1 protein-coding gene is annotated in these 1,088 nt (G+C 64.3%); it reads right to left on the reverse strand.

The window, feature by feature from the left end; genetic code table 11:
* Nucleotides 1-43: 43 nt before the first annotated feature.
* Nucleotides 44-883 (reverse strand): aldo/keto reductase, encoded by an 840-nt coding sequence (locus tag Y704_RS0113915; RefSeq protein WP_026550570.1) that lies wholly within the window; start codon nt 881-883, stop codon nt 44-46.
* Nucleotides 884-1,088 lie beyond the last annotated feature (205 nt).

A 1,088-nucleotide genomic window follows, 5' to 3' on the forward strand; every position in this document is an offset into this window, starting at 1 on the left:
GGGGGGGGGGGGGTGTGCCTCCGCGGACCGCGGTAGAAGCGGCCTAGGCGAAGTCCGCCGTCGCAGGGTCGGCGCCGATGCGGCCTTCGGCACCCTTATCCAGAGCGTTGATCGTTTCGATGTCGCTGTCCTCGAGAGTGACCTTCAGCGCCTCGAAGTTCTCGCTGATGCGGGACTCGGTGACGGACTTGGGGATGACCACACTGCCGAGTGCGAGGTGCCAGGCGAGAACCACCTGGGCAGGGGTGGCGTTGCGCTTGGCAGCAATCTCCTGCAGCGCCGGATCCTCGAGCAGTCCCTTGCCGGAGCCGAGCGGCGACCATGACTGGTGAAGGATGCCCTTGCTTTCCTCGAACGCCCGGAGTTCGGCCTGATTGAGGTAGGGGTGCGTTTCCACCTGGTTGATGACCGGCACGACGCCCGTGGCGTCGATGATTTCCTGCAGTGCCTCGACGGTGAAGTTGGACACGCCGATGCTCCTGACGCGGCCCTGCTTCTGAAGCTCGACCAGAGCCTTCCAGGTGTCCACGTACTTGCCCTGCTTCGGCTGCAGCCAGTGGATCAGGTACAGGTCGAGGGTTTCGAGGCCGAGACGCTCCATGGACTCGTCAAAGGCCTTCAGGGTGCTGTCGTACCCCTGATCGGCGTTCCACAGCTTGGTGGTGATGAACATTTGATCGCGGTCAAGTCCCGACGCCGCGATCGCGCGCCCCACCCCAGCCTCGTTGCCGTAGATCTTCGCGGTGTCGATGTGGCGGTAGCCCACGGTGAATGCCGTGCCGACGACGTCCTCGGCGACTTTATCCTCGACCTGCCACACGCCGTACCCCAACTGGGGGATGGTGTGGCCGTCGTTGAACGTGAGGTCCGGGGATACGGTCAGAACATTGGATGATGTAGTCATATAGGCGGCAACCGGTCCGATGCCGGAATTATTTCGGGATCCGGCAGGGAACCTCAGGCATGAAGCTGGCGCTCCGCTTCCGCGACGTCCTCCGCCACGAGCTCGGCCCTCCGGCGGACGTTGCTCAGCCCGGAGGAAGCGACCCCCCAGCGTTCGCCGTCGAGCCGTGTCATTGCGGCGGCTT

It is taken from the genome of Arthrobacter sp. Br18 (genome assembly GCF_000520555.1).
GTDB lineage: Bacteria > Actinomycetota > Actinomycetes > Actinomycetales > Micrococcaceae > Arthrobacter_D.